The sequence below is a fragment of the Collinsella sp. OM04-5 genome (assembly GCF_003439125.1).
Classification (GTDB): domain Bacteria; phylum Actinomycetota; class Coriobacteriia; order Coriobacteriales; family Coriobacteriaceae; genus Collinsella.
On the sequence record NZ_QSUU01000004.1, the window covers coordinates 58,683 to 83,589 of the forward strand.

Annotated in this window: 16 protein-coding genes and 1 tRNA gene; 10 read left to right on the plus strand and 7 right to left on the minus strand. The window is 61.0% G+C overall.

Features of this window, described 5'->3' with window-relative positions; genetic code table 11:
• Window positions 1-99 precede the first annotated feature (99 nt).
• From DXB53_RS03450 to DXB53_RS03465, 4 genes are all read right to left on the minus strand, one after another.
• Entirely contained in the window at window positions 100-1,353 is a 1,254-nt protein-coding gene (locus tag DXB53_RS03450; RefSeq protein WP_117583323.1) for a 4Fe-4S binding protein, read from the minus strand.
• A gap of 151 nt (window positions 1,354-1,504) precedes the next feature.
• Window positions 1,505-2,572: a glycerol dehydrogenase gene (locus DXB53_RS03455; RefSeq protein WP_117583324.1), complete on the minus strand. Its 1,068-nt coding sequence runs from the start codon at window positions 2,570-2,572 to the stop codon at window positions 1,505-1,507.
• A gap of 147 nt (window positions 2,573-2,719) precedes the next feature.
• Window positions 2,720-3,820, minus strand: a complete 1,101-nt coding sequence (locus DXB53_RS03460; protein WP_117583325.1) for a glycerol dehydrogenase — start codon at window positions 3,818-3,820, stop codon at window positions 2,720-2,722.
• Between the two features lie 83 nt (window positions 3,821-3,903).
• Entirely contained in the window at window positions 3,904-5,127 is a 1,224-nt protein-coding gene (locus DXB53_RS03465; protein ID WP_117583326.1) for an iron-containing alcohol dehydrogenase, read from the minus strand.
• Window positions 5,128-5,627: 500 nt separating this feature from the next.
• Between DXB53_RS03465 and DXB53_RS03470 the strand changes: the two genes are divergently transcribed.
• The 4 genes from DXB53_RS03470 to DXB53_RS03490 all read left to right on the plus strand — a co-directional run bounded on the left by DXB53_RS03470 (window position 5,628) and on the right by DXB53_RS03490 (window position 10,338).
• Window positions 5,628-6,704 carry a hypothetical protein gene (locus tag DXB53_RS03470; RefSeq protein WP_117583327.1) on the plus strand — a complete coding sequence of 359 codons (1,077 nt, stop codon included), beginning with the start codon at window positions 5,628-5,630 and terminating at the stop codon, window positions 6,702-6,704.
• Window positions 6,704-7,747, plus strand: a complete 1,044-nt coding sequence (locus tag DXB53_RS03475; RefSeq protein ID WP_117583328.1) for a hypothetical protein — start codon at window positions 6,704-6,706, stop codon at window positions 7,745-7,747. Before DXB53_RS03470 ends, DXB53_RS03475 begins: the two co-directional genes overlap by 1 nt.
• A gap of 45 nt (window positions 7,748-7,792) precedes the next feature.
• The gene (locus DXB53_RS10085; protein ID WP_233503790.1) at window positions 7,793-9,970 is read left to right on the plus strand and encodes a MurT ligase domain-containing protein; all 2,178 of its coding nucleotides are present in this window, start codon (window positions 7,793-7,795) and stop codon (window positions 9,968-9,970) included.
• A 291-nt stretch (window positions 9,971-10,261) separates the two neighbouring features.
• Window positions 10,262-10,338 (plus strand) — tRNA-Glu (locus DXB53_RS03490).
• 218 nt (window positions 10,339-10,556) lie between these two features.
• Here DXB53_RS03490 and DXB53_RS03495 read toward each other — a convergent pair.
• Window positions 10,557-12,644 carry a glutamine synthetase III gene (locus tag DXB53_RS03495; RefSeq protein ID WP_117583329.1) on the minus strand — a complete coding sequence of 696 codons (2,088 nt, stop codon included), beginning with the start codon at window positions 12,642-12,644 and terminating at the stop codon, window positions 10,557-10,559.
• Window positions 12,645-13,070: 426 nt separating this feature from the next.
• Here DXB53_RS03495 and DXB53_RS03500 point away from each other — a divergent pair, with 426 nt between their 5' ends.
• From DXB53_RS03500 to DXB53_RS03525, 6 genes are all read left to right on the plus strand, one after another.
• Window positions 13,071-13,943 (plus strand): methylenetetrahydrofolate reductase, encoded by an 873-nt coding sequence (locus DXB53_RS03500; RefSeq protein WP_117583330.1) that lies wholly within the window; start codon window positions 13,071-13,073, stop codon window positions 13,941-13,943.
• Window positions 13,943-14,731 (plus strand): hypothetical protein, encoded by a 789-nt coding sequence (locus DXB53_RS03505; RefSeq protein WP_117583331.1) that lies wholly within the window; start codon window positions 13,943-13,945, stop codon window positions 14,729-14,731. The genes DXB53_RS03500 and DXB53_RS03505 overlap by 1 nt, the downstream gene beginning before the upstream one ends.
• A gap of 10 nt (window positions 14,732-14,741) precedes the next feature.
• A complete protein-coding gene (locus DXB53_RS03510) occupies window positions 14,742-17,297 on the plus strand; it encodes a homocysteine S-methyltransferase family protein (RefSeq protein WP_199409673.1) in 2,556 nt (851 codons plus the stop codon).
• Between the two features lie 108 nt (window positions 17,298-17,405).
• A complete protein-coding gene (locus DXB53_RS03515; RefSeq protein ID WP_117583332.1) occupies window positions 17,406-18,770 on the plus strand; it encodes a PFL family protein in 1,365 nt (454 codons plus the stop codon).
• A gap of 316 nt (window positions 18,771-19,086) precedes the next feature.
• Complete coding sequence (locus tag DXB53_RS03520; protein WP_233503791.1) at window positions 19,087-19,974, plus strand: methyltransferase domain-containing protein; 888 nt, start codon at window positions 19,087-19,089, stop codon at window positions 19,972-19,974.
• 182 nt (window positions 19,975-20,156) lie between these two features.
• Window positions 20,157-20,456, plus strand: coding sequence for a YhbY family RNA-binding protein (locus DXB53_RS03525; protein WP_117583334.1), 300 nt, complete (start codon window positions 20,157-20,159; stop codon window positions 20,454-20,456).
• Between the two features lie 70 nt (window positions 20,457-20,526).
• Here the strand turns inward: DXB53_RS03525 and DXB53_RS03530 are convergent, their stop codons facing one another.
• Together DXB53_RS03530 and nagB are read right to left on the minus strand one after the other, a co-directional pair.
• Window positions 20,527-23,526, minus strand: a complete 3,000-nt coding sequence (locus DXB53_RS03530; protein ID WP_117583335.1) for a BTAD domain-containing putative transcriptional regulator — start codon at window positions 23,524-23,526, stop codon at window positions 20,527-20,529.
• 444 nt (window positions 23,527-23,970) lie between these two features.
• Complete coding sequence (nagB, locus tag DXB53_RS03535; protein WP_117583336.1) at window positions 23,971-24,699, minus strand: glucosamine-6-phosphate deaminase; 729 nt, start codon at window positions 24,697-24,699, stop codon at window positions 23,971-23,973.
• Window positions 24,700-24,907 lie beyond the last annotated feature (208 nt).

A 24,907-nucleotide genomic window follows, 5' to 3' on the forward strand; every position in this document is an offset into this window, starting at 1 on the left:
TACAGGTACTTCAAACTGCATAAGTATAGCGCCGCCGCAGCATCCAGGCGAACCCGGACGCCACGGCGGCGCAAATGAAGCAGAGATAGGGGTCGCTGACTAGTCTGCGAGCTTTTCCACCTGATCGAGCATCTTATCGAGCTTGGCCTTTGCCTCGGCCTTGACCTTCTCGGCCTCCTCGTGAGCCTTCGCCTTCTGGGCAGCCTTTTCCTCGGCTTCGGGATCGACGACGACCAGATTGGACGCGTCATGCTCAACCAGCTTGAGCGCATGCTCGGGGCACACCTTGACGCAGGCACTGCAGCCCAAGCAATACGTGGACTCCAACGCAAAGCGGCCGCTTCCCATCAAATCGCAGGCGAACGTGGGGCATACATTGACGCACTCGCCGCACGACGTGCACTTGTCAAAATCGCACTCCGGCGTGCTCACCTGCATGTTCTGGGCAAGCTCGGGGTGGTTTTGCAGCGTCGAGAGCACCAGCTGTCGCCCGTGCGTAAGCGAACGGCGACGCTTGGTCGTCGTGGTACCGCACATGGTGTTGAGTGTGCGCTCCAGCTGGGTAATCTGATGACGATGGGCTTTGAGCTTCTGTGTCACCGAAGCTAGCGCCGCCGTCGCCGGGTTGAGCTTAGTCACGGTCAGGCCCGTGGTGCGGGCGATCTTTTCCATGTATTCCTTGCGCTCGTACTCGCGGCGCTTATGGCACTTGAGGCTCTTGGGGTCGACCTCAAGACCCATGCCCGTACCGGCCCATTCCTCGGCCTTCGCAATCGCCTCGCCCAGAATGTCCTCGCCGCCGGTGTTGCGGCATTTATCGCACACGCCCAACGGCAGGTACACACTCACGTTGGGATAGTCCGCCAGCACCGAGAACCAGGTCTCGGCCGTAATATCGCCCACGCAGGCAACGACGACCTCGTTTTCGCGCGGCATGCGCTTAAGGGCGCGCGTGCAGGTGACGTAGGCGGTCTCGTGGCTCGTAGCTGCCGAGACAATGTCGTCATACAGGTTTTTGGGCGCCAGGCGTGGCGAGATGATCGCCTCGGTCGGACAGGCGGCGGCGCACAGGCCGCACTTGCGACAGGAGTCGAGGATCTCGATGGCGTCTTCCTCGACCTCGATAGCGTTGACCGGGCACACGTCCACGCACGCGGTGCAGCCGCTCTTTTCGTTTTTGCAGGTCAGGCACGGAATGGTGTTGCCGCGCGGACGCTCCTTGTAGTCGGCAGGATTCCACTGCGGTGCCGACGGATCGAGTGCATCGGTCACACCGCCAAGCGGATTTTTAAGAAAGTCGAAACCCTTGCTGATCTCGATAATGTCATCAAATAGATCGTGTTCCTGCGCCATGCGCGGCCCCTCCCTGAGCAGTGCAAACAAGCAAGAGATAATGATACGCTATGAGCCCACGCCTCGGGCAAATTACACGCGGAGCACCTTTGAGGCAAATAACCCATGGCCTATCGCAGCCTCGATTGCACAAGGTCGATCAAGCGCCAAGCTATGCCTCCCGCATGAGCTGCACGAGCTTTTGTTTGGTCGCCTTGGCCTGCTCGTTGGCCATATTGCGTTCGTTTCTAAAGGCCGCATCCGCAACGCTCATCAGGTCGGCATCGGAAATCTCGCCGAGGCCCAGCTCCTCGAGCGTCGTCGGCAGACCAACGCGCTGGCAAAACTCGAGCACCTGATTAAGCTCGGGCGCACGCTCCAGACGCAGCTGCACCGCCAGGCCAAATGCCACAGCCTCACCATGCATGGCCTTGCACTCGGGCAGAATCGTCAGACCGTTGGCGATGGCATGCGCCAACGCCAAGCCACCGCTCTCAAAGCCGACGCCCGAGAGCAGGATGTTGCACTCGATCAGGCGTTCAACCGCTGGCGATGTACGTCCCTTTTTGAGATCGCGCTTGGCAGCGATGCCGCATTCCATAAGCGTGTCGTAGCAGGCACGTGCCGCGACCAGTGCCAAGTGCCCCGGTGCGCCACCGTGCTCGTTCGCACCTCTCGCCGCGGCGCACGAACGTGCCTCAAAGTACGTTGCCAGCGCGTCGCCCATACCGGCGACCGTCATGCGCAGTGGGGCCGCCGCGACCACGTTGGTATCGACCACGACCAGGTCTGGATTCTTCTCGAGCATCAGATAGCGGTCGAACGACCCGTCCTCGTGATACAACACCGAAATCGCGCTGCACGGACCGTCCATCGAAGCCGCCGTGGGACATACGCACAACGGCAGCTCAGCATAAAACGCAACGGCCTTTGCGATATCGAGCATCTTGCCGCCGCCAATGCCCGCCACCATGTCGCAATACTCGGCCCGGGCTTCCTTGGCCATTTCGACAACGGCATCTTCCGTACACGGACCGTCATAAATCTTAAAGAATGGCTCACTCAGATCGTCGTCCAGAAATCCATCGACAATCTGCCTGCACAGCCGATCCTCGGTGCCCTGGTCAAACAAGACATAGGCAGCGCAGCCCAACCATGACAAATACCTGCCCTGACGCGAAAGTTCGCCCGGCCCCTGAACATACCGGCCAGGACCACCGTAAACCATAGGAAGCGCCATACGAGAATCCGCCCTTCATCAAACAACGATTGGTGCAAAGTAACCTGACCCCCTTGCACCAACTTGGTGCGATGGGGTCAGGTTAGTTTGCACCATAGCAAAAAGGGGCAAAGCCATCTGCTTGCTTTGCCCCTTCCATAGCTTGATTTACTCATCCATGAGATAGTAGTGGCCCAGAGCGTCGGCACCCAGGATGGCGTTTGCGACCATCTCGGGCGTCACCTCAAACGGCATGTTGCACATGGTGTCATCGGGCGCGCACGCGGCCTCGGCAACAATCATGGCCTGCTCGCGTGTAAGCTCGGCAACGCCAAGTTCCTTCATCGTGACCGGCAGGCCCAGTTCAATGCAGAAGCCCAAGACTTCCTCGAGCTTCTCGGTCGGGGCATCCTCGAGTACCAGCTGGACGATGGTGCCGAAGGCGACCTTCTCGCCGTGGTACATGCCGTGGCACTCGGGCAGCATCGTCAGACCATTGTGGATGGCATGAGCAGCAGCAAGGCCCGAGCTCTCAAAGCCAATGCCCGAAAGCAGCGTATTGGCCTCGATGATATGCTCGACGGCAGGCGTGAGCGCACCCTTCTCCAGCGCGACCTTGGCCTTGACGCCATCGGCCATAAGCGTCTCGTAGCAGAGCTTGGCGAGCGCCAGGCCGGCCATGCCGCCTTTGCCACCGGCGCAGGTGCCACCGTCGGCATCGTGCGTCGCCTGGGCCTCAAAGTAGGTTGCGAGCGCATCGCCCATACCTGCCACCGTCAGGCGTACCGGGCTCGCCGCGATAACCGTCGTATCCATAAGAACGATATTGGGGTTCGCCTTAAGGAACAGGTACTTATCGAACTGGCCGTCATCGGTATAGAGCACGGAGAGCGCCGAGCACGGGGCATCGGTCGAAGCGATGGTGGGGCAAATGATGACCGGGGACTCCAGGTAGTAGGCGACGGCCTTGGCGGTGTCGAGGATCTTGCCGCCACCGACGCCAACGATGATGTCGCAACCGTTGTCGTGAGCGAGTGCAACCAGGCGATCGACCTCGCTCTTGGAGCACTCGCCGTTAAAGTCCTCAAACAGCAGCTCGGCCTTAGCCTCGGCAAAACCGCCCTCGATCTTGGCACCGACGCGCTTCTTGCCCGAAGGCGTCACGATGACGAGGGCCTTAGCGCCGAGCGGCTCGACATAGGAGCCGAGCTTGGCGAGCTCGTCCGGACCCTGGATGTACTTGCTGGGGCTATTGAAAATTGCAGCCATAACTATCCCATTCTCTAAAAGAAAAAAGAAAGGGGCTCCGTACAGATACGTGCGGAGCCCCTCGTTACGATAACAAGAGTCGATTAGAAATCGATGTCGGTGTCGTAGTAGCAGGCCTTGAGGATCTTCTCGAAGTCGGCAGCCTTGGTCTCACGCGGGTTCTCCGGCGTGCAGGCGTCGGTCTCGGCGTTCGCGGCGATCTCGGGCAGCTTGGCGAGGAACTCCTCCTCGGAAACCATCTGCGGGTTCTCGGCGTCGACCTTCACGCCGCCATTCGCGTAATCCTTGATGGACTGCGGAATGTTGAGCTGGTCGTTGAGGTCGCGGATCTTCTGGACGAGCGCAGCGATGAGCTCCTCGTTGGTCTCGCCGGGAAGGTGCAGGATCTCCTTGGCCACGTAAGCGTAACGCTCGGCAGCACGGGGATCCTTGGAGTTCCACTGGATGACCTTGCCCAGGTACATGGCGTTAGCAGCACCGTGGATGATGTGGCCGTTCTCAAAGGCTGCACCGGTCTTGTGAGCCATGGAGTGAACGATGCCGAGCAGACCCGAGGAGAAGGCGATACCGGCGATGCACTGAGCCTCGTGCATGTGCTGACGAGCCTCATGGTCGCCAGCATAGGACTTGGGCAGCCACTCGACGATCTCGCGGATGCCGTGCAGGGCGTTGGCATCGGTGAACATAGAAGCGCAGGTGGAAACGTAGGCCTCCATGCAGTGGGTCAGAGCGTCCATGCCGGTGTGAGCGCAAAGCTTAGCAGGCATGGTGTAGGTGAGCTCGGGGTCGACGATGGCGACATCCGGGGTGATGTTGAAGTCGGCCAGCGGGTACTTGATGCCCTTGGCGTAGTCGGTGATGACGGAGAAGGCAGTGACCTCGGTAGCGGTACCGGAGGTAGAGGAGATGGCGCAGAAATGAGCCTTCTGACGCAGCTCGGGGAAGCTGAACGGCTGGATGATGTTATCGAAGGACTCCTCGGGATACTCGTAGAAGACCCACATGGCCTTAGCGGCATCGATGGGCGAGCCGCCGCCGATGGCGATAATCCAGTCGGGCTCGAACTCGCGCATGGCCTCGGCGCCCTTCATGACCGTCTCGATGGACGGATCGGACTCGACGCCCTCGAACAGCTTGACCTCGAAGCCGCCTTCCTTAAGGTCGGCCTCAACGTCCTGCAAGAACCCGCCGCGGCGCATAGAGCTGCCGCCAGAAACGATGATGGCCTTCTTGCCCTTGAGGTTCTTCACCTCGTGGCGAGCGCCCTCACCAAAGTACAGATCGCGAGGATTGGTAAAACGTCCCATACTGTGCCTCCTAAACAAGCCCCTCTTAGACTTGCGTATATAACGGAGCACCCGATTGGCTCCGTTAGGACCGTTTTGCGCGTTGCCGGCGATGACAATGCGCGATGTCTAAACGTCTCAACGCTCAGACAAACACTATTCTACCGTTCTGGTTGGTCAGTTATTCACCTAAAGCCGACAATGATGAAACGTTTTTTCTATCCCTGAAGACCCTTGTGGGGCATTCATACTCCCAAGCTGGGCAAACGTTTTATCAAGGTTGACCACATATCCCGGGCAGGACTGTGCCCCTCCAAAATGCGCCCCGTTCGCCGCCAAAAATCGACCGTTTGCGGCACCGTGATACCACTCAGTCGTCCAAGGTGCCGACATTTGTGCGACATCCGTCTTCGTGGTGCAAAGGTGCATGTCCAAGTGCGGCACCCCCGGTGTGCCACATGCGGGTAAACTAGAACCTTATATAGAGACATTTGAACCCTAACCGCAGCAAAGGAGGCCCCATGGCATTCGATCCCATTCAAGAGGATTGCCATCGCCTCGTTCTTGAGGCCTTGCGCCGCGACAATATCCCGCTCACCGACGGTGCCGCCGTAGAGCGTTTGATGGAACAATTCACCCGCGACCCCGCGCCGCTCATCGTGCACGACCGCGACCGCGCCGGGCACCTTATTGCCAAGGTGGTCGAGGCTGTCGACTACCGCATTCCCTTTATCCCTGACGATGCCCAGGCAGAGCAAGAAGAGACCACAGCCGAAAACATGCTTCGCGAGGCAGCCGCGCTCGACCCCACCAACTGGGATGCCCAGCGCATGCTGACCGCCCTCACCGCCAACTCCAACGAGGAGTACGTACAGTATTTGGTATCCAAGCGCGATGAAGTCGAGCACGACCTGGCACTCAAGATCGCCTCGGCGCAGGACCCCTACGAGCGCGAGGCCGCTGGCGACCTTATGCGCCGCCCCTACCTGCGCTGGCTTGCCGCCCTTGCGTCGCGCGCCCTCATTAGCGGCCGCTATCGCATGTCGCTCGAAGCCGCGAATCGCAGCCTGGACTTTGCGCCCAACGACCCCGCCGGCGTCCGCCATACTGCGATGCTTGCCATGGCAAAGCTCGAATACCCCGCCGAGGAGCTCAAGCGCTTTCGCTCTGCCCACTCCGTCCCCTATCTCGCCAACACGCCGCTACGCCGTCGTCCCAAGGATGCAGAGCGTGACTTGGACCCGTGGACGCTCATCGCGCTGATGAGCGCTGCCTGGCGCGAGCTGGACTACGAGGGTGCCGAGCACTACTTGCGCATCCTTGCACGCTCGTGCCCGCACGCAGCCGAGGCGCTCTACTTCCAAACCGAGTTTCCCGATGGCGTCTATGCCCGCGTCAACGTGGATGCGGGCTCCACCGACGAGCTTGTCCTTGCGCTGTCCGAAGCGACGCCGGTTCTGCAGGAGGGCCTGGGTGCCCCCGACAACGCCAGCTTTGCCGCCTGGGTCGCCACCAACGATATCGTGCGTTCCCAGATCGACGAGCGCATCCTGCGAGCGGCCGAGCAGGGCTTGCCGTTTAAGGGAGGAGACCTCTAATGGATCCGAGCGTCTACATCCCCGCCTACCTGGAGCGCGCCTACGTTGCGTCGCACCCCGAACTCACCGATGCAGCACGCGATCTTGTCCATAACGACGTGAGCGTCAGCCCTCACAAGTATGCGCAGACCGAGCATGCCCAGGCGCTGCTGTCCTATGCCGGCGTCCACCGCCACCTGCTCGACGAACTCCATCGCATCGAGGACATGGGCAGCGACGAGGAGTTTGAGAAGACACGCAACCGCCTGTTCGACGATATGCGCGATGAGCTGCTCAAGATTGTCCGCATCGATGCGTATGTCGTCGATGCCCAGCTGCTCGCCATCATTTTGGCGGACACGCCCGTCGACGCCTGCCTGGGCGACCTGATGAAACTCGAGGCGACCACGGCCGATTACCTGCAGCAAAGCGTGCCCGGGTTCGACATGGAGGCCCCACACTACTGGGCCAACAAGGTTTTGACGGACGGCGTGACGGCGGCCGATCTCACCGTAAGCGAGCCGGCGCTTATCGGGTGGCTCCACACGCTCGAGGCCATCTCGCAGCTGTGCATGGCGAGCGCTCGTTACCGTGCCGCCGCCAACTATTCTCGCCGTGTTCTTAAGGCGGAGGGCTATCCCACCCGAGCTGCAGGCACCGTGCTACTCGCCCTCGCTCGTCTGGAAGACGAGGACGGCTTTTTTGCCCTGGCCCACCAGCTCGAGGAACAGATGGGGGCCGATGTCCTCGAGGACTCCCCCTGGTACCTGCTCGCCCGCACGATCTTGCTGTTCAAAACGAACAAGATGCGCCCGGCCACACGCGCGCTGCGCGAGTTTGCCAACCGCTGCGAGGGCGGCGCGTTCTTTTTGCTGAACCCCATGTATCAGACACCGTACCTTCCCTGCCGGCCCGAGCCGCACGACCCCTGGGACCTTTCGCATCAGGCAGTTTGGGAAGCCGACGGCATCATCTCGGATACTCCCGACTTTGCCCCCTGGGCCAGCGCTTGCGAAGACGTATCGCAGCTTGCCCAGGAATTTGCGCGCCGTTACGGCTTTTAACGGCGCAAACGTCACGACCATGTCATTCACGTTAGGAACGGCTTCATGAACTTCCGCTCATCTCTCGCCTGCACCTCGAGCGATATCGCCCGCTGGGGGCTGCGCTCCGTCCTTAAGCGCCAGGGCGGCGTACTCCCCGGCCGCATCGCCATGAAGATCGACCCCGAGTTGCTGAGCGACCTCGCGGACCTTGTCGACCGCAGCGTGGTAATCACCGGCACCAACGGCAAGACCACCACCTCCAACCTCATCGCCGACGCCGTTGCCGCCAGCGGCGTCACCGTGGTATGCAACCGTGCCGGAAACAACATGGAGCCGGGCGTGGTGGGCGCCCTGCTCGAGAGCCGCAGCGATCTTAAGCGTGCCGGAAGCGGCAAGCGCGTAGGCGTCTTTGAGTGCGACGAGCTCTACACGGTGCGCGTCCTGCCCAAGCTCAAGCCGACCTACTTTGTGCTGCTCAACCTGTTCCGCGACCAGCTGGACCGCTACGGCGAGATCGACCACACCCAGGACGTCATCGCCCACGCGCTGGAGCTTTCGCCGGCAACGACGCTCATCTATAACGCCGACGATCCGCTGTGCGCCTCGATCGCCGCACGCGTCCCCAACACGAGCATCGCCTTTGGCATCGACGGTGCCACGGGCACCGAGTCCGATCGCATTAGCGACTCGCGTTTTTGCTCGCAGTGCAACGCGCCGTTGGAATACGACTATGTGCAGTACGGCCAGCTCGGCGCCTATCATTGTCCTTCGTGCGGCTGGGCCCGCCCTGGGCTTGTCCGTCGCGTGACGGGCGTGGAACTCGGCTGCGACGGCTACGGCTTTGACCTGAACTTTGGACCCGAGGCACAAGCGCCCGCAACGCACATCGCCACGCGCTACAACGGCCTGTACATGGTCTACAACGTTGCCGCCGCCTTCTTTGCGGCGCGCGAGTTGGGCGTGGACGCGGCACATCTGCAGCCAACGCTCGATGCCTACGTCCCCGCCGGCGGACGCATGGGCCGCTGGGAGATCGCCGGCCGTACCGTCGAGGCCAACCTGGCCAAAAATCCCGTGGGCTTCGATCGCCAGATCCAGTCCATTAAAACGGCAGGCGGCAGGCTCTGCGCCTTCTTCCTGAACGACAACGACGCCGACGGCCACGATGTCTCGTGGATCTACGACGTCGACTTCGAGCGCATCGCCGATACCCCAGGGCTTATCGCCTTTGTCGGGGGTACGCGCGCGCACGATATGCAGGTACGCCTGAAGTACGCCGGCATCGACGCCGCCATCATCTCGAATATCGAGCAGGCGATCGGCGCCGTGGCAGACGAGGAGGCTGGCGATACGTTCTACGCCGTCGCCAACTACACGGCCTTCCCGCCGCTGGTCAAGGAGCTCGACGAGCTTAAGGGCACCGATGCGAGCTCGGTTGCCTCCCACGCCGTAACGCGCGCCGATGGCAGCGCTGTCCCCACCGACATTGTGCCGGTCGAGCTCTCGCGCCCCCTGCGCATCGTCTATCTGTACCCCGATGCCCTCAACCTCTACGGCGACGGCGGCAACGTCATTGCCCTCGAGCGCCGCTGCGCCTGGCGCGGCATTCCCGTGCGCGTGGACGAAGTCCGTATGGGCGAGACGCTCGATCTCACCGACGCCGACATCGTCATGATGGGCGGTGGCTCCGACCGCGACCAGCTGGCCGTGGCACACGAGCTGCTCGCTCAAAAAGACAAGGTCGCAGCCTATGTTGAGGACGGCGGCTCGCTGCTCGCTATCTGCGGCAGCTATCAGCTGCTCGGCCGTTCGTACTATATGGGCGAGAATCGCATCGATGGCCTGGGCGTCGTTGCCGCCGAAACCGTGCGCGGCTCCGATCGCCTGATCGGCAACGTCGCCGTCAAGGCCAACCTGGCACCCGAGCCCTTTGTGGGATTCGAGAACCACGGCGGCCGCACCCTGCTCGATGCAGAGGCCACGCCGCTCGGAACGTCCGTCGTCGTGGGCACCGGCAACAACGGCGACGATGGCTTTGAGGGTCTGATCTACAAGGGAGTCATCGGCACGTACCTGCACGGACCAGCGCTACCCAAGAACCCCGAGCTCGCCGACTGGCTCATCGCCCACGCCCTTGAGCGCCGTGGCGACGCACAGGCCGCCGCCCTGCTGCCGCTCAAGCCCCTCGACGACACCTACGAGCACGTCGCCCACGACGCCGCGATGAAGCTCCTCCCCTAACCATCACAAAGTGGACAGGCACCTTTGTGGTGGTTTCGACCCGCCACGGTAGTTTGTCTCGATCTGTAACATTTAGACCGTTAAAAGTCATCTTACTGTTACAGATTGAGATGTTCGCCCCGACTGCCGCCGTCTGTCTCGATCTGTAACAGATAGAGCCGATTTGCCCGCCCAGATGTTACAGATTGAGATATTTGAAAATCGGAATAGAAACCCACTCCTGTGTGGTGGTTTTTCAATCTGCCAACGATTTGTGAACGGATAGAAAAGTCTGCTATACTCTTTCCCGCTGTCCCCATCGTCTAGCGGCCAAGGACGCCACCCTTTCAAGGTGGATATCGCGGGTTCGAATCCCGCTGGGGGCACCAACCCGAAAATGTGCGAACCTGTGCGATGTTAAGTCGTGCGGGTTCGTTTTTTGTCTTGGCTGTTTTCGTTTCGGCGCATGCGCGCCAAATGTGCGCCAAATGTGCGCCAAATGTGCGCCAAATCAGCCAAGAACCTCTGCCGTCTTCGCCAGTGGCGACAAAAAAGAAGGGACCTCGCACAGGCGAGACCCCTTCGCACGCAAAATCAAACGTGTCTGTTACACATAGAACAGAATGTCATCGTAGGTCGGGACCGGCCAGTAGTCGGCGGCCACGATCTCCTCCATGGCATCCACGGCGGCGCGCAGCGTATCCATAGCGGGAACGACCTCGTGTGCATACACGTTGGCCTGCTCCTGACCATCGAGGGCTTCGGCCTTCTGATGCACGGCGTCGAGCGCCTTGATGGAGTCGTTGATGGTGGTGATACCGTTGCAGAGCTTGTTGAGCGTGTTCTGCTCGCACTGCATGGCGGCCTCCGCACCAGCGGCACGAATAGTCTCAAGGCCCTTAGCGACCTTGGTGGCATAGGCGGTAATGACCGGGCGATAGGTACGACGCGCCTCGCGAACCATCGTGGTGGCCTCGATGTTCATGAGCTTGTTGTACTTCTCGAGCTTGCAGTCGTAGCGGCACTGGGCCTCGGCCTTGGTCAGGACGCCCGTCTCCTCAAAGAGCGCGATGGCCTTATCGGAAACAAAGGCGGGCAGGGCGTCGGCCGTGGTCTTGTTGTTGGCAAGGCCGCGCTTCTCGGCCTCAACGGGCCACTCGTCGGAGTAGCCATCGCCGGAAAAGAGAATGCGCTGGTGGTCGGTCAGGACCTTCTTGCAGTACTCGAGCGCAGCGTCCTGGAACTCATCCTCGGGCGTACCCTCAAGCGCGTCGGCGAAAGACTTGAGCGACTTGGCCACGGCGGCATCGAGCACCAGGTTGGAGTCGGAGACGTTCTGCTCGGAGCCGCAGGCACGGAACTCGAACTTGTTGCCGGTGAAGGCAAACGGGGAGGTACGGTTGCGGTCGGTGTTGTCCTGCATCAGTTTGGGCAGGGTATCGGCGCCCAGGTCGAGCACGCCGCGCGTGGCATGGACGGAAGCCTTGCCATCGATGATCTTCTCGACGACCTCGGTAAGCTGGTCGCCCAGGAAGATGGACATAATCGCCGGAGGAGCCTCGTTGGCGCCCAGACGATGGTCGTTGCCGGCAGAGGCAACGGAGGCACGCAGGAGCTCCTGATAGTTATCGACGGCCTCGATCACCGCGGTGAGGAAGACGATGAACTGCAGGTTGTCGAGCGGGGTGTCGCCCGGATCGAGCAGATTCTCGGACTCGGTGCCAAGCGACCAGTTGTTGTGCTTGCCCGAACCGTTGATACCCTCGAAGGGCTTCTCGTGCAGCAGGCAGACCAAGTCGTGGCGGGAGGCGATGAGCTTCATCTTCTCCATCATGACCAGATTCTGGTCGATGGCCTCGTTGACCTCGCCGTAGACAGGGGCGAGCTCATGCTGGCAGGGAGCGACCTCGTTGTGCTTGGTCTTGGCAGGAATGCCAAGCGCCCACAGTTCATCGTCCAGGTCCTTCATATAGGACGAGACGGTGGGGCGGATAGCGCCAAAGTAGTGCTCCTCGAGCTCCTGGCCCTTGCAGGGAGCAGCGCCAAAGAGGGTGCGACCGGTGATGACCAGGTCCCTGCGCTTGCGGTAAGCGTCCTTCTTGATCAGGAAGTACTCCTGCTCATCGCCCACGGAAGGAACGACCTTCTTGGGGGTCTTGCCAAACAGCGCTAAAACGCGCTTGGACTCACGCGAGAGCGCGGTCATGGAGCGCAGCAGCGGGGTCTTCTTGTCCAGGGCCTCGCCCGTGTAGGAGCAGAAAGCTGTGGGGATGCACAGGACATCGTCCTTAATGAATGCGGGGCTGGTGGGATCCCAAGCGGTGTAGCCACGGGCCTCGAAGGTGGCACGCAGGCCGCCGTTGGGGAAGCTGGAGGCGTCCGGCTCGCCCTGAATGAGGTTTTTGCCCGTAAACTTGGTAATGGCGGTGCCGTCGTGGTTGGGCTCGAGGAAGCTATCGTGCTTCTCGGAAGTAATGCCCGAAAGCGGCTGGAACCAGTGCGCGTAGTGCGTAGCACCCTTGGAGATGGCCCAAACCTTCATGGCGTGAGCGACGGCGTTGGCCACATCCAGGTCGAGCGGCTCACCCTCCTCGAGGGTTGCGGCAAGGCGCTTCCAAATGTCCTTGGGGAGGTAGTCCTTCATGACTTCCTCAGAGAACACCATGGTCCCGAAGCGGTCAGTAAGATCGGCCATACGGAACTCCCTTCGTATCGGCACCGCGTGAGAAGCGGTGTTGATTACTAACGAACGAGTCATAGCTTAGGCTCGCCGTGTTTCCGCGACATTACCGTTGTGTTGCTGTCGCGAAACCAATCAATGAGGTTACCGCATCGCGGCAGTATTGCCACCCTTAACAGCCAATGAACTGTATAAATTGCAGACCTCCCCGCATGGTTTAAGGGTAGTCAATTTAGGACGGGGCTAAATTGACTGGTATTTCGCATCAAATACCAGTCTTTATAGTCCGTGCCTAGATTAGCCGCTCTGTTATAGATAAAGCCGATAGCAAGGCATCTTTGATTAGTATCCTCAAATAGCGAGTGAAACTCCACCGTGACACAGTGGTGCTGTAGAATCCTTACAACACATCACACTATTACGTATCTAAAGGAGCACGATATGCGCGTCGACGAGGTTTTTAAGCAGGCAGCATCCCAGGGCACCGCGCCCATTTCGTTTGAGATGTTCCCGCCCAAGGGCGAGCTGACCCTCGACACGGCTCGCGAAGTGGCAGGCAATCTGTGCAAGCTTTCGCCGAGCTTTGTCTCGGTCACCTGCTCGGCCGGCGGCTCGGGCAACGGTGCCACCACCGCCCCCATCGCGCATATGATTACGAGCGAATTCGATACACCCTCGGTGGCACACCTTACCTGCGTGGGCCGGTCGCACGCCGATATCGCCGCCAAGATCGACGAGTATCGCTCGGCCGGCATGGAAAACATCCTGGCCCTGCGTGGCGATCTCCCTGCCGGCGCGACCGAGGACGACAAGCCCGCCTCGGACTACGCCTACGCCCGCGACCTCATCCCCGAGCTCGTCGACGCCGGCTTTTGTGTGGGCGCCGCGGCCTACCCCGAGGGCCACATTGCCTGTGAGGATCTCAACGCTTCGGTCGAATACCTCAAGCAAAAGCAAGATGTCGGCGCGAGCTTCTTTGTGACGCAGCTCTTCTTTGACAACGAGTGCTTCTACCGTTTTCGTGAGCTTGCCGACAAGGCCGGTATCACCGTGCCCATTACCGCGGGCATCATGCCGTTTATGGGCAAGTCACAGATCAGCCGCATGGTCTTTATGTGCGGTGCATCGCTACCTTCCCCCGTCATCAAGATCCTCGCCAAGTACGAGAACGACCCCGAGAGCCTACAGGCAGCCGGTGTAGATTATGCCGCCCGTCAGCTTTGCGACCTTAAGGAGCACGGCGCCGCCGGTCTGCACCTGTACACTATGAATCGTCCTGCAATCGCCGCAACCATTATGGAGCGCCTGGGGTAATGGAAAAACCGCACATCGATACAACCGTTGTCGAAGTGCCGGCCGACCTTGCGTCGCCGGCGCTTTACCGTATCGACGCTGCCCACCACCCTCGCATCGACCGTGCCGAGATGTTGCGTTATCTGGGCTACGGCGGCCAGCAGATTGAGCCCGAGCTGTCACGACGAATTGAGCTTGTCGTTGAGCGTCTGGAGCTAGACATTGAGCCCCGTGGCGTGCGCCGCGTATTTGCCATCGATGCCACGGGCGTCGATGAACAGGGCGAGCCTTGCATTCGCTTGGTTGGCACCAACGTTGAGCTGCGGGGTCGCGACATCTATCGACATCTCAAAGATGCCCGCTTTGCCGCGCTCATGGCATGCACCCTCGGCATGGACGCCGAGCGTCGCCTGCGTACCACGGGAGCCCAGCAGCCCCTAGAGGGAGCCGTGCTCGACGCTGCATGCTCTGCCTATGTAGAAGCCGCCGTCGAGCAGATGGACCAGCAGGTCAAGGCTGCGGCCGCCGCACACGGACTCGCCGGTAACTGGCGCTTCAGTCCCGGCTACGGCGACTGCCCGCTTACGGCCCAGCGCTCGATCGTGGCTGCACTCAACGCCACGCGGCTCATTGGGCTTACCGTCACACCGACCAGCCTGCTCATGCCCACCAAGAGCGTGACCGCGGTGATCGGCCTGTTTGATGGCGAGGTCCACGACGCCCAGAGTCGCCCCACCTGCACTATCTGCCGCATGCGTAAGCACTGCCGCTTCCGCGCCGCCCACACCACCTGCTATTCCAGCCACTAGGAGCCCACCGATGTTTACCCCGCTTATCACTCATGATTCTGACGGTGCTGCGCTGGCGGCTCCCGTTGATGCCGCACGCCGCAAAGGCGCTGCATACAAGACGCGCACAATCGACGACCTTCGCATTAAGAACGATCGTCTGCGCGCCGCCATCGAGGGCACGGGACACCTGCTGTTCGACGGCGGCATGGGCACCATGCTGCAGGCGGCCGGCATGAAAGCCGGAGCCCTGCCCGAGCTGCTCAACTTTGAGGAGCCCCAGGTCATCACCGATATTCAGCGTCAGTACGTCGACGCCGGCTGTGACGTGATCACCGCCAACACCTTTGGTGCCAACGCCCACAAGCTCGACGGCGCCGCCACCGTTGCAGACGTCTTTGCCGCGGCCGTCACCTGCGCCCGCGTGGCCGGCGCCCGCTACGTCGCCGGCGACATCGGCCCCATCGGCGCCCTGCTGCGCCCCCTGGGCACCCTCAGCTTTGACGAGGCCTACGACCTTTTTGCCGAGGAGGTGCGCGCCGGCGTCGCTGCGGGTGTGGACCTCTTTATTATCGAGACTATGACCGATCTTGCCGAGATCAAGGCGGCAGTCCTCGCCTGCCGCGAGAATTCTGACCTGCCCGTCTTTGCCACCATGACCTTTGAGGAAGACGGCCGCACCTTCTTGGGCACGAGCCCCGAGGTCGCCGCCATCACCCTTGACGCCATCGGCGCCGACGTCCTGGGCATCAACTGCAGCCAGGGCCCGGCCGAGCTCCGAGGACTCGCCGCGCGCATGCTCACCGTCACCGACAAGCCCGTTATGGTGCAGGCCAATGCGGGACTGCCCCGCGTGGACGATGACGGCAATACCGTCTTTGATATCCAGGCACCCGAATACGCCGAGGCCGTCGCCGGCATGATCGAGGACGGCGTGAGCGTCGTCGGCGGATGCTGCGGCACCACGCCGGCGCACATGGCGGCACTTCGCACCCTCATCGACAACCACACGCCCTGCACGCGTCACCGCAAGCCCAGCATGTCGGTCACGAGCGCCCAGACGGTCGTGGACCTCCCCTGCGACGGCCACAAGATCGCCGTCATCGGCGAGCGCATCAACCCCACCGGCAAAAAGCGCCTGCAGCAGGCCCTGCGCGACGGCGACCTGGACTACGTCGTGAGCCAGGGCATCAGCCAGCAGGAGCAGGGCGCCGACATCCTGGACGTCAACGTCGGCCTGCCCGAGATCGACGAGGTCAAGGTCATCCAGCAAGCGACCGAGCAGCTCCAAGGCTCCACGCTGCTGCCACTGCAGATCGACTCCACCGACCCCGCCGCCGTCGAGGCCGCCGTGCGCCGCTACGCCGGCAAGCCCATCATCAACTCGGTTAACGGCAAGCAGCAGATCATGGACGAAATCTTCCCGCTGGTCGCCCACTATGGCACCAACGTCGTCGGCCTCACGCTCGACGAGGGCGGCATCCCCGATACCGCCGAGGCTCGCTTCGCCATCGCCGAGCGCATCGTGACCGAGGCCGCCCGCTACGGCATCGGCCCGGACCGCATCCTCATCGACTGCCTGGTCATGACCGCCTCGACCAACCAGCGCCAGGCTGAGCAGATCCTGCGCGCCATGTCTATGTGCAAGGAGCGCCTGGGCGTCAAATGCGCACTCGGCGTATCGAACATCAGCTTTGGCCTGCCAGCCCGCCCGCTGCTGGGCTCGGTCTTTTTGGCTGCCGCTTTTGGCGCGGGCCTGGACGCCCCCATCATGAACCCAGGTTCCAAGCGCTTTATGGATACCGTCTACAGCTATCGCGTGCTGAGCGTCGAGGACGAGGGCTCGACCGGATACATCGAGCGCTACGCCGGCTGGACCGATCCGTATAAGATTGCCGCCAACCCGGCGGCCGCCCAGTCAGCATCGATCGATGCCGCGCCTACCGCAAGCACCACCGCAAGCGCCGATGACGACCCCATCCGCCACATGGTCGTCTCGGGACGCAAGGGCGAAATCGCGGCCGAGACCGAACGCCTGCTGGCCGACCACGACGCCATGGACCTCATCAACGACCACTTTATCCCCGCCCTCGATGAGGTCGGAGTCCTCTTTGACCAGGGCAAGTTCTTCTTGCCGCAGCTCATGGCCTCGGCCGAGGCCGCGCGCGTGGGCTTCGATACCATCAAACGCCTGATGCCCGCCGGCGAGATTGCCGACAAGGGTAAGATCTGCGTGGCCACCGTCAAGGGCGACATCCACGACATCGGTAAGAACATCGTCAAGATGCTGCTCGATAACTACGGCTATACCGTCTTTGACCTTGGCCGCGACGTCGATCCGCAGGAGGTGCTCAAAACCGTCAAGGAGCGCGACATTAAGCTCGTCGGCCTCTCGGCGCTTATGACCACCACGGTCGTCGCCATGGAGGAGACCATCAAGCTGCTTCATGCCGAGGTCCCGGGCGTCAAGATTATCGTGGGCGGCGCCGTGCTCACCCCCGAATACGCCAAGCAGATCGGCGCAGACTACTACGCCAAGGATGCCGCCGAAAGCGCCCGTATCGCCGAAGAGGTCTTTGGACGGTAACACAACGGAAACAACCCCGCACCAAAACGTGCCGCATGCGCCACTTGGCACGTGCGGCACGTTAGAATAGAGGGGACTATGCTCGTTTTGGCAGATAGGAGCGCAAGGATGGCGATCACGCCCGCAGAAATCGCGGAAACCCGCGGCATGGTTGAGGAGCAGAACCTCGACATCAGGACCATCACCATGGGTGTTTCGCTCATGGGTTGCGGTGACGAGAACCTCGACCGCATGTGCACGAAGATCTACGACCACGTGACGCACACGGCCGAGCACCTGGTCGAGACCGCCGAGAACCTCGAGCGCGAGTACGGTATCCCCATCGTCAACAAGCGCGTTTCCGTCACCCCGGTGGCGCAGATTGCCGCATGCTGCAAGGATGAGGACCTCACCCCCATCGCGCACGCCCTCGACCGCGCGGCAGAGACGCTCGGCATCGACTACCTGGGCGGCTTCTCCGCGCTCGTCCAAAAGGGCATCGGCGACGCCGACCGCCGCGTCATCCAGTCCATCCCCCAGGCGCTCGCTACCACCAGCCGCGTCTGCTCCAGCGTCAACGTCGCCAGCCTGCGCGCCGGCATCAACATGGACGCCGTGCTCATGGCAGCGCAGACCATCATCGATGCCGCCAAGCTTACGGCCGATGAGGATTCCGTCGGCGCCTCCAAGTTTGTCTGCTTTGCCAACATGGTCGAGGACTCCCCGTTTATGGCGGGCGCCGTCCACGGCGGCGGCGAGGCCGACGCCGTCATCAACGTAGGCGTCTCGGGCCCCGGCGTGATGGCCGCAGCCCTGGAGAAACTGCCCGATTCCGCATCGATGATGGAAGTCGCCGAGAAGATTAAGCAGACTGCCTTTAAAATCACCCGTGCCGGCGAGCTCATGAGCCGCGAGGCCGCCCATCGTCTGGGTGTCGAGAAGGGCATTGTCGACCTGTCGCTGGCACCTACGCCTGCCATCGGCGACTCCGTTGCGCGCATCCTCGAGATTATCGGCGTGGGCACCTGCGGTGGCCCCGGCACGACCTGCGCGCTCGCCATGCTCAACGATGCCGTCAAGAAGGGCGGCGTCATGGCCAGCTCCAGCGTGGGCGGACTCTCGGGCGCCTTTATCCCCGTGTCCGAGGACGCCGGCATGATCGCCGCCGTCGAGGCCGGCGCGCTTTCGCTCGAGAAGCTCGAGGCCATGACCTGCGTGTGCTCCGTTGGCTTGGACATGATCGCCATCCCCGGCGACACCCCGGTCGAGACCATCGCCGGCATCATCGCCGACGAGATGGCCATCGGCGTCATCAACAACAAGACCACGGCCGTCCGCGTGATCCCTGCCATCGGCAAGGGCGTGGGCGACTGCGTCGAGTACGGCGGCCTGTTCGGCCGTGCACCCATCATGCCGGTGAACCCCAACGCCGGCACCGTGCTTGCCCATCGCGGTGGACGCTTCCCGGCACCGCTGAACTCGCTCAAGAACTAGCTGAGGGGTGCTGGCGAGGAGCCCCGGGGAGGGCAAATATATAAGGTCGCCTGCTCGGACAGTCCTGACTCGCACGGAGAGCACATTAAGTGCTCTCCGGCTCGTGCGGAACTCGCGATCGACCTTATATATTTGCCCTCCCCGGGGCTCCCGCACAACGGGACCTCGGTTGAGTTCTATCCCGGTTGCAGTCGCTTCGCTCCTGCACCGCATGGTCGATATTGCGGTTTGGCGTTGGATCGGTTCTTTCTGATATATGCTGGTTGCGGCTCTTCTTTTGGGAGGAGTCGCTTTTTTGTTGTGAGGGGGATGGCCCGTGGCTGATGGTGTAATTCAATCTGAGCTGCTTTCTGCGGATTGGAATGAGGAATGGATGCGCCTGCAGGCTGGTCGGCGGCGGGCTGATGATTCTTTTGAGTGGGATAAGCGGGCTCGGCATTTTCGGCCGCTTGAGACTGCTCCGTATGCCCGGGACTTTATGAAGCTGTTGGCGTTAAAGCCTGGTGAGTCCGTGCTGGATATGGGGTGTGGGGCTGGGTCGATTGCTATTCCGCTTGCTCAGGCTGGACATCCTGTGATTGCTGCTGACTTTTCCCCTGCTATGTTGGGCACGCTTGATGCTGGCATTGAGTACTATGGGCTCGAGGATCGCATTACACCGCTTGAGCTTGCTTGGGATGATGATTGGGATTTGGTTGGACCGGTCGCGAAAGCGGTAGATGTTGCCTTTGCCAGTCGCTCTGTCACCACGACCAACCTTAAAGGCGCGCTTGCCAAGCTTGATCGAACGGCTCGTCGGCGTTGTGCCGTCACGATGGTCGCCAACTCCAGCCCGCGCTATGACCTGCACCTGATGAACGCCATCGGTGCCTCGGTTACCTGCAGTAATGGCTTTGTGTATGCCTTTAATATCCTCATTCAGATGGGTGCCCTGCCGCAGGTTACGTACTTTGAATCGCCTCGTCGCGATACCTTCGATAGCCTTGAGGCGGGCGTGGAGGACTTCTCCCGTATGCTCGAGCACGGTAACGAGGATAAGATCGACCGCCTGCGCGACTACATCGCTCAACACATGATTGAGAACCCCCATGCCGGTGAGCCGGGCTCCAAGGGCGTGCCGCAGGGGCGCTATATGCTCGATCATGTCCGCAAGGTTCGTTGGGCGTTTATTGCATGGGAGCCGGTCTCTTCGTGCCGCCCATAGACCGCTTTCGGCTGCCGTACACGTCCGCCTGCAACTCGCGCTGTTCTCCCGCTCGGCATCCGCATTCTTTTTGAACTGGGCAAACACGCCCCACACCGCGCCGTTCCTGCGCTATCGTGGGACAGCTCACGTAGATTAAGGCCCCATCGCGGGGCGCCCCATAACATAGAAAGCGAGAACCCATGGCACTGACAGGAGCCCAGGTCAAGCAGCTTCGCAGCATGGCCCATCACCTCAACCCCGCCATCATCATCGGCAAGTCCGACATCAACGAGGGCACCGTCGAGCAGACGGTCGCCTACCTGGAGAAGCACGAGCTCGTTAAGTGCTCCGTACTCGATGGTTCCAGCCTTTCCGCCCGCGAGGCCGCCGAAGAGCTCGCCGACCGCTGCCATGCCGAGGTCGTCCAGGTTATCGGCCGCAAGTTCTCGCTGTATCGCGAGTCCTCGCGCAAGGACATCGAGAAGATTAAGCTCGTCTAAGAGCCAACGATCCGGCGAGCCAATATACATCAAGCTTGCGAGCGTCCGAGCAATTCGGACGCTCATTTTTTTATCGCTCGACGAGCACGCGGTTAAGCCTGCCCTCCACCAAGCGCTCGTACAGACGCCGCGTCTCGGGCTCGGGCACGCCATTGACCTGCTCCCTCAGGTGATGCATATGCCCACTGTACAGCTCGACGATATCGCGTCGTCGCCCCGCCGCACCGTAGACGCGCATAGCGCAACGCACCATATCCTCGCGCGCCGTCTCTTGCCGCAGCCCCGACTCCACCAGCCATACCGCCGACTGCAGATCGTTTTCTTCTAGGGCGGCATTCGCGCCCCGAATCATGCAGTCGATATACTTCGATTCCATAATGCGCCGCATACGCAAAAAGTAGGTGGGATTACAGCCATTGGGAACATACAGCGGGCCGGCGTAGAGCTGCTCGATCTTAAGGCACAGCTCGATCAGATGGGGTCCGCGCGCACCCGTGCGATTTCCCAAAACTTCGCGGCTTATCTGATCAAACAACCGCACGTCGGTCTTGACGTAATCGCCATTAAGCCCAATGCACTCGTTTTGGATCAGCACACACGACTTGCCGTCCGGTGTCGGCCCCAAGGCCGAACGCAAGCGCGATATCGTCGAGTACAGGTTGTTGCGGGCGCTATTGAACTCGGCATGGGGCCACAGCTCCATGGCCAGCGTCTCGCGGTCGACCAGTGCATCCATACCCAGCGCAAGCCGCTCGGCAAGCGTCGCCGCTTTCTTGCGGCGCCACATCTTATCCGTGATGGGAAACCCGTCGCGCTCGGCGCGAAACGCCCCAAACATGCGGATCTCGATATGGCCAATCACATCGACACCCTCGGCATCGCCGGCCTGGAACAGACGCTCGCCTTCGCCCTCAAAGTCGTCACGCAGCGAATATCGCGACAGCTCGCGCACCGGGAGCTTCTTTCGAATTCTAGCAGCCGGCTCACCCAGACAATGCATCGCAAGACGCGCAAACAGCCGATACGACGGATTTAAAATCCCCGGGCGGTTCATGGACATCCAGGCTGCAAGGTCGCTATCGCGGCCCGCGGAGGCCAAATGCAGCGCCACCATCCAAGCCTCGGCACCACCGACCTGCGTCCGACTCAAATCGAGCAGCTCTGCCTCTTCGCGCACCGATACCATCGATGTATTGCGTAAGTATGCCGCGCGCTCTAGCAGCAGTGCGTTGTCGCGTATGTATCCAATCGATTCCTCGGCAAGCCTGAGCACCTGCACCGCACGGAATTTGGCATTGACCGGACGCCCCTCAGCCAGCGACTGCCAGCCTTCCAGTATCAAGCCAAACAACTGGACTTGATTGTCACGCACGCGCACGGCAAAACGGTCGAGCTCATTGAATGCCTGCTCGTCGGTCACCGGCATGCCGGCAAGCAGGCGCCGCGCCGATAATACCATGCGCACCCAGATGGCGAGTGCTCGGATGCCACGCGCTTCGAGCGCCTCGAGTGTCAGGGCCATCTCGTCATCACGCTCGTCAGTCCCTGCATACGACCCATCAAATAGCTCCGTCAACATGCGGTCCGCTCGCACAAACGTCCCCGCGATATCGAGCTCGCAATCGTAGGCCTTATCCGTTTTGAGCCCCGCGAGGATCTCACCGCCCTTCGCCCGCTCGGTCAGCCCATGTTTTATCTCGATATGTGCGGACAGCATGTCGAGTGCGGCACAAGACGCCTCACTTTCCAGCGCTGTATGGCTTGCCGGAAGCCCCAGACCGCTATCTCCATAACAGGCGGCCGTAAACGCGTGCGCCACCTTCCACGACACGGGATCGAGCTCGCAAATCGCTTGCTCGCCCGCATGCTCGATAATTGAGGCCATATACCGCGCGAGCTTTGTATTGGAGACGCTCACCGCCGCCAGATAGATGCCGAGCGCCTCGTCAGGCGTCGGCTCCGATACCCGGCCATCTGCCTCAGTCTTTCCCAGCGCCGCGCGGCAGACATCCCCTCCATGCCCCGTCAGGGCCAGATCGACCCCATACTGCCCGGCAAGCTCCAACACCGCACTGCGGTCCAAAAACGCGTCGGCGAGGTCCATCGCGGTATCGCAGCGCCCCGCTTTAATCAATATACGCGCCGCCCGTACAACGAGTTCGGGGCGAATTTCGGCGACCAGCTTGCGCAATCGCAGGCGCGCGTTGTCCTCGGTACCCAAGCAGGTAAAGCTCCGGTCTGCCGGATCAACGCCAAAAATGGGATAATCGCGGACAAGATAGGACTGGTCAATCGCCGAAAGCCTAACACCGCAAGCCTCGAGCTCCGAAATATTGCCCTCACCCATTAAGACCATCAAGCATGCCACGCTAAACAGGGCGTTGTTCTCGAGCGACGCCAGATCAACAAGTGCCGCACCGTAGATATTGACGATCTCGTTTTCGAGCATCTGGGCAACGTCTCCCTGCCCGTATAGTCCCGACTGCATAGCCGAGACGAGCTCGGGCACGCCCTGCGTAAGCTGATAGAAGTCGAGCGATGTGCTGATCGAAAACGCCGATGCCCACGCCGAATACTCATAGGCATGCACCTTGAGCATCTGCGCGTTGACTTTAATCGAATCGCCCAGTCCATGAATCAGCTGGCGATTCGAGGGACGGCAGCTCATAAAGACCCCAACCCCCATAGCACGCAGGCTTCGGATTCGGTCGATCAGCTCCTCGGTCTCGCTCTGGCTGAGGTTAGGCACGTTATCGATTGCGATCAGGGAGTGCGGCTTGTCCTTAAGCTCTTCGGTAACGACCTCGAGCTGCATAAACACCTCGCGCCCAATGGCGCGGTCTGCCTCAATGATCCGCACGGGACCTCGCGTCGGATCGTTTTTAACCTCTTGGGCATACTGCAGCAGCACCGAGGTTTTCCCAAAGCCATCAGGCGCGTAGAGGACTACGACGCCGGCCTTTCGGCCCTTGGCGATAAGTTCGTTCATCAAGCGATCGCGCCGCACCGTATAACTACTGCCCAGCGGCATAAGCTCGAGGTCGTCCGTATTGCCCAAATCGTTAACCATGCCCGCTCCTCAACTCGACCACATGGACACCGTAACGCTAGACCATATGTATCGCTAGATGAATAGAGCGATGCTACGGTTTAGGATGTTTGTTGGTACGCAAATGGCAAGTTTTTGTTCAGCGTGGTCCGATTGAAACTTATCCCCCAACCAATCAGTCTTTGCGCAGGTCAATGCGCTTGCCAGCTTGTCCCATCCTTTGGCAGTGTACCTCAAATGAGCGCTGTTCAATTGTGTTGCGCAACTCACCTAACGTCAGCTACCGTCTGCGACCTTTTCATAGCATTTATGCATAGTATCTGTTATGGAATGAATCATGCTGCACCAGACGCACCCGTCCAGTTCGCGGCCAGATTTTCGTCAAGCACACGGCGCGCGCTCAGCAAAAAGGCCCCCGCAAAGCGGAGGCCTTCGGCAAAGCTATGTCGAGATGATAGGCTATCGCTACTCGCAGAGCGAAAGGGCGGCCTCATCGGCAACGACAACGCAGTTGGTGTGCAGCTGCAGGATCGAGGCAGGGCACTCGGGGGTAACCGGACCATAGCACATGTCATGCACGGCCTGTGCCTTGGCCTCGCCGTTGGCGACAACCAGGATCATGCGGGCATACATGATGGTCTGAGTGCCCATGGTGTAGGCCTGACGGGGCACGTCGTCGATGCTGTCGAACAGGCGGCTGTTGGCCTGAATGGTGCTCTCGGTGAGGTCGACACAGTGCGTACCCTTGGAGAAGTGGTCATCGGGCTCGTTGAAGCCAATGTGACCGTTGTTACCGATGCCGAGCAGCTGCAGATCAGGGTAACCGGCGGCAGCGACGATCTTGTCGTACTCGGAGCAGGCAGCGGCAGCGTCGGGATTGGAGCCATCGGGCACATGTGTGTTGTTCAGGTCGATGTTAATGTGATCGAAGAAGTTCTCACGCATAAAGTAATGGTAGCTCTGGGGATCGTCGTGCGAAAGGCCACGATACTCGTCGAGGTTGTAGGTGCTGACCTCGGCAAAGTCGACGTCACCCTTCTCGTACCAAGCGGCGAGCTGCTTGTAGGCACCAATCGGGGTGGAGCCGGTGGCAAGACCCAGCACGCAATCGGGCTTGAGGATAACCTGGGCCGAGATGATATTGGCGGCCTTGCGGCTCATATCCTCGTAGTCTTTAGCTTTAATGATCTTCATTACGCGTCCTTTCTCGTACAAGAGAGGCAAGGCTCCCTTACAAGCACTTGCCCGCGGCCCGCGTCGGCCGCAACCAACGTGTGCGGCCACCAGGGCGAGGTCGCGTAATGTATGTGTCTCGTGTCTAGCCGCGTCGAGGCCCCTGCCCGTCCACGGTGACCCAAAGCTGTTTAGCTTCGGACAAATCCCATCTTGCCACGGAGGGCGC